Source organism: Streptomyces sp. NPDC059456 (assembly GCF_042750055.1).
In the GTDB taxonomy this organism is placed as follows: domain Bacteria; phylum Actinomycetota; class Actinomycetes; order Streptomycetales; family Streptomycetaceae; genus Streptomyces.
The window spans coordinates 1-6,787 of the sequence record NZ_JBHYVA010000471.1 but is presented as its reverse complement, the minus strand read 5'-3'; the positions used below and the strand labels follow the sequence as shown (position 1 = coordinate 6,787).

5 protein-coding genes are annotated in these 6,787 nt (G+C 69.7%); 1 reads left to right on the top strand and 4 read right to left on the bottom strand.

Going from position 1 to position 6,787, the window contains the following annotated elements; all coding sequences use genetic code 11:
• Nucleotides 1-117 precede the first annotated feature (117 nt).
• From ACFXA3_RS30665 to nrdR, 4 genes are all read right to left on the bottom strand, one after another.
• Entirely contained in the window at nt 118-723 is a 606-nt protein-coding gene (locus ACFXA3_RS30665; protein WP_385191926.1) for a YdbC family protein, read from the bottom strand.
• Between the two features lie 32 nt (nt 724-755).
• Nucleotides 756-1,595, bottom strand: coding sequence for an arylamine N-acetyltransferase (locus tag ACFXA3_RS30660; protein ID WP_385191923.1), 840 nt, complete (start codon nt 1,593-1,595; stop codon nt 756-758).
• A gap of 164 nt (nt 1,596-1,759) precedes the next feature.
• Entirely contained in the window at nt 1,760-4,648 is a 2,889-nt protein-coding gene (locus ACFXA3_RS30655) for a vitamin B12-dependent ribonucleotide reductase (RefSeq protein ID WP_385191920.1), read from the bottom strand.
• 129 nt (nt 4,649-4,777) lie between these two features.
• Complete coding sequence (gene nrdR, locus ACFXA3_RS30650) at nt 4,778-5,290, bottom strand: transcriptional regulator NrdR (protein ID WP_054227535.1); 513 nt, start codon at nt 5,288-5,290, stop codon at nt 4,778-4,780.
• A 472-nt stretch (nt 5,291-5,762) separates the two neighbouring features.
• Between nrdR and lexA the strand changes: the two genes are divergently transcribed.
• On the top strand, nt 5,763-6,554 hold the full coding sequence (gene lexA / locus ACFXA3_RS30645) for a transcriptional repressor LexA (RefSeq protein ID WP_054227536.1): 792 nt from the start codon (nt 5,763-5,765) through the stop codon (nt 6,552-6,554).
• Nucleotides 6,555-6,787: the final 233 nt, after the last annotated feature.

Here is a 6,787-nt window from a genome sequence, read left to right as displayed (position 1 = left end):
CCACCCGCCCAGCCGCCCCCGGCCCCCCCGGCCCGCGCCACACCCCCCCCCACCCACACCCCCCCCCGCCGCGCGCCCCCCCCGGCCCCCCCCCTCGACCGGCCGTTCGTCGTACGGTCATACCGTCCAGGCGGGTTCGAGGTCGACGACGTCACCGGTGAGGGCTTCCACGTCGGCCTCGGTCTGGGCGCGCAGCGAGAGCCGCTCGACCCGCTCCTGGCGGTATTTGCCGTGCTCGGCGGCGGCGTGCCACATCGACAGCACCAGGAACTCCCGTCCGGGGGCCTCTCCGAAGAGGCCCCGGATCATGCCCGGCGAGCCGGCCATGGCGGGGTTCCACACCTTTTCCTGCATGAGGGCGAAGTGGTCCACGCGCCCCTCCCGCACCCGGGTGTGGGCCACGCGGACGACGTCCGCGTCGGTGAACCGCGGTTCGAAGCCGGTCTTCACGTCGAAGCGGTGGTCGAAGAGCGTGACCCGCGCATTGGTGTAGGTGCCGGCCTGGGACGCGGCCAGCCGGTCGTGCGACCGGGCCATGAAGGAGTCGTAGAAGGAACGGCTCTCCCAGAACGCGAAGACATGCGCGACCCCCTGACGCCCCCGGCTCCAACCGCCGCCCTGTCCCCGGAATCCCGGCTCGCCAGGCAGCCCCGCCCATTTGCGCTGCCCGCGCTCGAACCCGCGTCGGTCCGTCACCGTGCAGCGAATCCACTTGACCAGCACCGCGCCATCGTACGGGCCCGGCGCGGCCCCGGTCAGTCCCCAGCGCGGTTGATCCGCACCAGTTCCTCCGCATCCCGCTCGGACAGCCGAAGCCCGAACTCCCGGTCGAGCAGCGCGAGCAGCTCGTCGGGGTCCACGAAGTGCCGCTCCACCCGCCCGTCGGGGTGCAGGCGGGTGAACTCCCGCCCCACGAGCGCCCTGCGGACCGGAGCGCCCGGGTGCTGGACGACGATCCGCCCGACGAAGGCGGAGCGGGGGTGGGTGGAGCTGTAGTGGTTGAGCAGGACGTAGTCGACGGGGTGGTAGCGCTGCGGGGAGAACGCGTACAGGTCCCGCCAGGTGCCCTCGCGCAGCATGCTCAGCGCGAGGATCCCCTCGCCCTCCTCCCGGACGGCGTAGGTCCACTCCCCCTGGACCACTTCGGTTCCGGGGCACGCCAGCGGGACGGGCCGGCGCGGCCCCTGGTGGCCGAACCCGGCGTCGCACAGCCAGGGTTCGCCCTCGACGGTGACGACGAGGACGGCGTGCGTCACCGCGAGCAGGGAGTCGCCCCGGGTGCGGTTGCGGGCGCCGCGCCCGGAGACCTCGAAGCCGATCCGCTCCAGGGCGGCGGCCAGCAGCGAGTTCGGCTCGTAGCAGTCGCCGCCGCGGCGGCCGTGCACGAGATTGTCCTCCAGGACCTTGACGTCGAGCTCGACGGGGCGGCCGAGCAGCACGTCCAGGTTCTCGAAGGCGATGGCACCGGTGTGGGCCCGGTGCACTGCGTACAACGTCCCGAGGTCCGCCCGGAGTTCCCCGCCCTCCCCGACGGGGCCGTCGTAGCCGATCCGTTCCAGATAGGCGTCCAGATCCAGCCGGTCACCGCTCCACATGTCTCCCCCGCTCCCGCTCACCGACCGGCGGGCGCCCACCGGCCCCGCTCCGCCCAATGATCACCACGGCGGCCCCGCGCGCCAACCCCACGGCGAAGGGGACCGGCATCGGCCGGTCCCCTTCGTGAACTGCTGGTCAGCTACCCGTGCGGGCTACTCCCGTGTCAGCTGCAGCCGCTGGTCGAGCCGCAGCCCTCACAGATGTAGCAGGAGCCGGCGCGCTGCATCTTGGTACCGCAGGAGAAGCAGAGCGGGGCGTCGGCGGACACGCCGAGCTGCATCTCGACGAGTTCGGCGTTCGAGTGCGCCGTCTTCGGGGCCTGGACCTCGACGACCGCGACCGGCTTGGGCGCTGCCGGGACGGCGGCCAGCGGGGCGGACTGGGCGAGGGACTCCGTGTCGAGGTCCTCCTCCAGCGGCTCGTACGAACCGGTGTCCAGGTGGCGCTGGCGCTCCTCGGCGGTGTGGATGCCGAGCGCCGAGCGGGTCTCGAAGGGCAGGAAGTCCAGCGCCAGGCGGCGGAAGATGTAGTCGACGATCGACTGCGCCATCCGCACGTCCGGGTCGTCCGTCATGCCGGCCGGCTCGAAGCGCATGTTCGTGAACTTGGAGACGTACGTCTCCAGCGGGACGCCGTACTGCAGACCGACCGAGACGGCGATCGAGAAAGCGTCCATCATGCCCGCGAGGGTCGAACCCTGCTTGGACATCTTCAGGAAGACCTCGCCCAGGCCGTCGTCCGGGTAGGAGTTCGCGGTCATGTAGCCCTCGGCGCCACCGACCGTGAAGGAAGTGGTGATGCCCGGGCGGCCCTTGGGGAGGCGCTTGCGGACCGGACGGTACTCGATGACCTTCTCGACCGCGGCGCGGATGGTGTCCTCCGCCTTGGCGGTGACCTCCTCCTTCTCCTCTTCCTTCTTCTTCGCGGAGAGGGGCTGGCCGACCTTGCAGTTGTCGCGGTAGATCGCGAGCGCCTTGACGCCCATCTTCCACGCCTCGAAGTAGATCTCCTCGATCTCCTCGACGGTCGCCGTCTCCGGCATGTTGACCGTCTTCGAGATCGCGCCGGAGATCCAGGGCTGGATCGCGGCCATCATCCGGACGTGGCCCATCGCGGAGATGGAACGCTCGCCCATGGCGCAGTCGAAGACCTCGTAGTGCTCGGTCTTCAGGCCCGGGGCGTCGACGACCACGCCGTGCTCGGCGATGTGGGCGACGATCGCCTCGATCTGCTCCTCCTGGTAGCCCAGGCGGCGCAGGGCCTGCGGGACGGTGCCGTTGACGATCTGCATCGAGCCGCCGCCGACGAGCTTCTTGAACTTGACCAGGGCCAGGTCCGGCTCGACACCGGTGGTGTCGCAGGACATCGCGAGCCCGATGGTGCCGGTCGGCGCGAGGACGGAGGCCTGGGAGTTGCGGAAGCCGTTCTTCTCACCGAGGCGCACGACGTCCTGCCACGCCTCGGTGGCCGCGGCCCAGATCGAGTTGTCCAGGTCGTCGGTGCGCGGCGCGACGGCGTTGGCGTCGGCGTGCTGCTTCATGACGCGCTTGTGCGCCTCGGCGTTGCGGGCGTAGCCGTCGTAGGGGCCGACGATGGCGGCCAGCTCGGCGGAGCGCTTGTACGCGGTGCCGGTCATCAGCGAGGTGATCGACGCGGCGAGGGTGCGGCCGCCGTCCGAGTCGTACGCGTGGCCGGTCGCCATCAGGAGGGCGCCGAGGTTGGCGTAGCCGATGCCCAGCTGGCGGAAGGCGCGGGTGTTCTCGCCGATCTTCTGCGTCGGGAAGTCCGCGAAGCAGATCGAGATGTCCATCGCGGTGATGACGAGCTCGACGACCTTGGCGAAGCGCTCGGCGTCGAAGGACTGGTTGCCCTTGCCGTCGTCGTTCAGGAACTTCATCAGGTTCAGCGAGGCGAGGTTGCAGGACGTGTTGTCCAGGTGCATGTACTCGCTGCACGGGTTGGACGCGGTGATGCGGCCGGACTCGGGGCAGGTGTGCCAGTTGTTGATCACACCGTCGTACTGGATGCCCGGGTCGGCGCAGGCCCACGCGGCCTCGGCCAGCTTGCGGAAGAGCGCCTTGGCGTCGACCTTCTCGATGACCTCGCCGGTCATGCGGGCGCGCAGGCCGAACTCGGTGCCGTTCTCGACGGCCGTCATGAACTCGTCGTTCACGCGGACGGAGTTGTTGGCGTTCTGGTACTGGACGGACGTGATGTCGTCGCCGCCCAGGTCCATGTCGAAGCCCGCGTCGCGCAGGGCGCGGATCTTCTCCTCTTCCTTCACCTTGGTCTCGATGAAGGCCTCGACGTCCGGGTGGTCCACGTCCAGGACGACCATCTTGGCGGCGCGGCGGGTGGCGCCGCCCGACTTGATCGTTCCGGCGGACGCGTCGGCGCCGCGCATGAAGGAGACCGGACCGGAGGCGTTGCCGCCGGAGGAGAGGAGCTCCTTGGAGGAGCGGATGCGGGAGAGGTTCAGGCCGGCGCCGGAGCCGCCCTTGAAGATCATGCCCTCTTCCTTGTACCAGTCGAGGATCGACTCCATGGAGTCGTCGACGGACAGGATGAAGCAGGCGGAGACCTGCTGCGGCTGGGGCGTGCCGACGTTGAACCACACCGGCGAGTTGAAGCTGAAGATCTGGTGCAGGAGGGCGTAGGTCAGCTCGTGCTCGAAGATTTCCGCGTCGGCGGGGGACGCGAAGTAGTCGTGGTCCTCGCCGGCCTTCGTGTACGTCTTCACGATGCGGTCGATGAGCTGCTTCAGACCGGTCTCGCGCTGCGGGGTGCCGACCGCGCCGCGGAAGTACTTGCTGGTGACGATGTTGACCGCGTTCACCGACCAGAAGTCGGGGAACTCGACGCCACGCTGCTCGAAGTTCACCGAGCCGTCGCGCCAGTTGGTCATGACGACGTCACGGCGCTCCCAGCTCACCTCGTCGTACGGGTGCACGCCGGGCGTGGTGTGGATGCGCTCGATCCGAAGGCCGCTCTTGGCAGTCTTGGTCCCCTTGGCGCGGGAACCTCGTGCCGAGCCGCTCGCCGTCTCTGTCATGCCGCTTCCTCCCATATGCGGGCAAAAACGCCCTAAAGTGCCAGCGTTATTCCGCGGCACGGTCTGACTTGTATCTACGTGTCTTCGCCTGGGCTGCCCGGGCGGCCGCGCTGCGCTGCGGCCGGACGGTCAGTCGGCGGCGGAGGCGGGCACGGGGACCGAGCCGGTCCCGCGGGGCTCGCACTCTTCGGGGTGAGTCCGTGGCACGCGGAGTTCCGCGATGGCGGTCTCGAAGTCTTCGAGCGTGTCGAACGCCTTGTAAACGGACGCGAACCGGAGGTAGGCGACCAGGTCGAGCTCCTGCAACGGGCCGAGTATGGCCAGACCCACGTCATGGGTGGTCAGCTCGGCGCTTCCGGTGGCGCGCACCGCCTCCTCGACCCGCTGGCCGAGCTTGGCGAGGGCGTCCTCGGTGACCGGCCGTCCCTGGCACGCCTTGCGCACGCCGGAGATGACCTTGGTCCGGCTGAAGGGTTCGGTCACCCCGCTGCGCTTGATCACCATCAGCGAGGCCGTCTCCACCGTCGTGAAACGACGGGAGCAGTCGGGGCACTGACGGCGCCGACGGATCGACGTGCCGTCGTCCGTGGTGCGGCTGTCGACGACGCGGCTGTCAGGGTGCCTGCAGAAGGGGCAGTGCATGGTTCCCTCACCCTCCCTCTTGGCACGACTGAATCACCTCGCCGAGCCCCTGAACGACGGAGACGGGTCTACGTCGGGGGCTTGCGAAGCAGCCACCAGCATATGCGATGCCGAGGCCCTCGGAGGACCGAGGACCACAACTTCTGGGCGGCAGCGCTCATCCAACCACTAGATCTTGGGTTGTGGTGGATTTGGTTCGTTCCGCGTGTCGCTCGGTCCGATGACCGGACCGAGGCGTTCCCGGTGCCACACTGGGCACAGGACCGGAAGCTGGCGATCCGACCGGGAAGGGTACCGTAAACAGCGGATGCGGGACCGAACCCGCGTTCGGCGGGCCGATCGTCCATACACCTCTTGATGTGACCACGGTGGGCGATCTGCGATTTTTCACTCGAACGTGTGTTTGGCGCAACCTTTCGAAAGCAACTACCGTTGTCCAGCTAGGGAGAACATTTCGAGAGGGGCCGCCGACGTGACCACCACCGCAGACAGTGCCACCATCACTGCCCAGAACCGCTCCCAGAGCCGACTCGAGCCGGTGCATCCCATGAACGACGCAAGTCTGAACCAGGAGGCGGAGCCCGCGCGCCCCGCACGCTCACTTCCAGGGCGACCTCCAGGCATCCGCGCCGACAGCTCCGGCCTCACGGACCGGCAGCGGAGGGTCATCGAGGTCATCCGCGACTCCGTGCAGCGGCGGGGCTACCCGCCGTCCATGCGGGAGATCGGCCAGGCGGTCGGCCTGTCCAGCACGTCGTCGGTCGCCCACCAGCTCATGGCCCTGGAGCGCAAGGGCTTCCTCCGCCGCGACCCGCACCGCCCCCGGGCGTACGAGGTACGCGGTTCCGACCAGCCCAGCTCGCAGCCCACGGACACCACCGGCAAGCCCGCCGCCTCGTACGTTCCCCTCGTCGGCCGGATCGCGGCCGGCGGCCCGATCCTCGCCGAGGAGTCGGTGGAGGACGTGTTCCCGCTCCCCCGCCAGCTGGTCGGCGACGGCGAACTGTTCGTCCTCAAGGTCGTCGGCGACTCGATGATCGAAGCCGCCATCTGCGACGGCGACTGGGTCACGGTCCGTCGCCAGCCCGTCGCGGAGAACGGCGACATCGTGGCCGCGATGCTCGACGGCGAGGCCACCGTCAAGCGCTTCAAGCGGGAGGACGGCCACGTGTGGCTGCTCCCGCACAACGCCGCCTACCAGCCGATCCCCGGCGACGAGGCGACGATCCTCGGCAAGGTCGTCGCCGTACTGCGCCGGGTCTGACCCGGCGCCCCCATCCGGCTCCGGGACCCACTGCGCCGGTCCCGGAGCTGCTGTTCCAGCCGCTCGGCCCGCCGTCCGCCGACGGCTCCGTCTGAGCAAGCCCCGGCCCAGCCCCTGCCCACACCCCCGCGGGGGGTGGTTTTGTTTTACCCCCGCTCAACCCGGGGGGGGGGCCGCCGGGGCCGGGCCGCGAACGGGGGGGGGCGCCGGTGTGTGAGTGGCGTCCGCCGGTG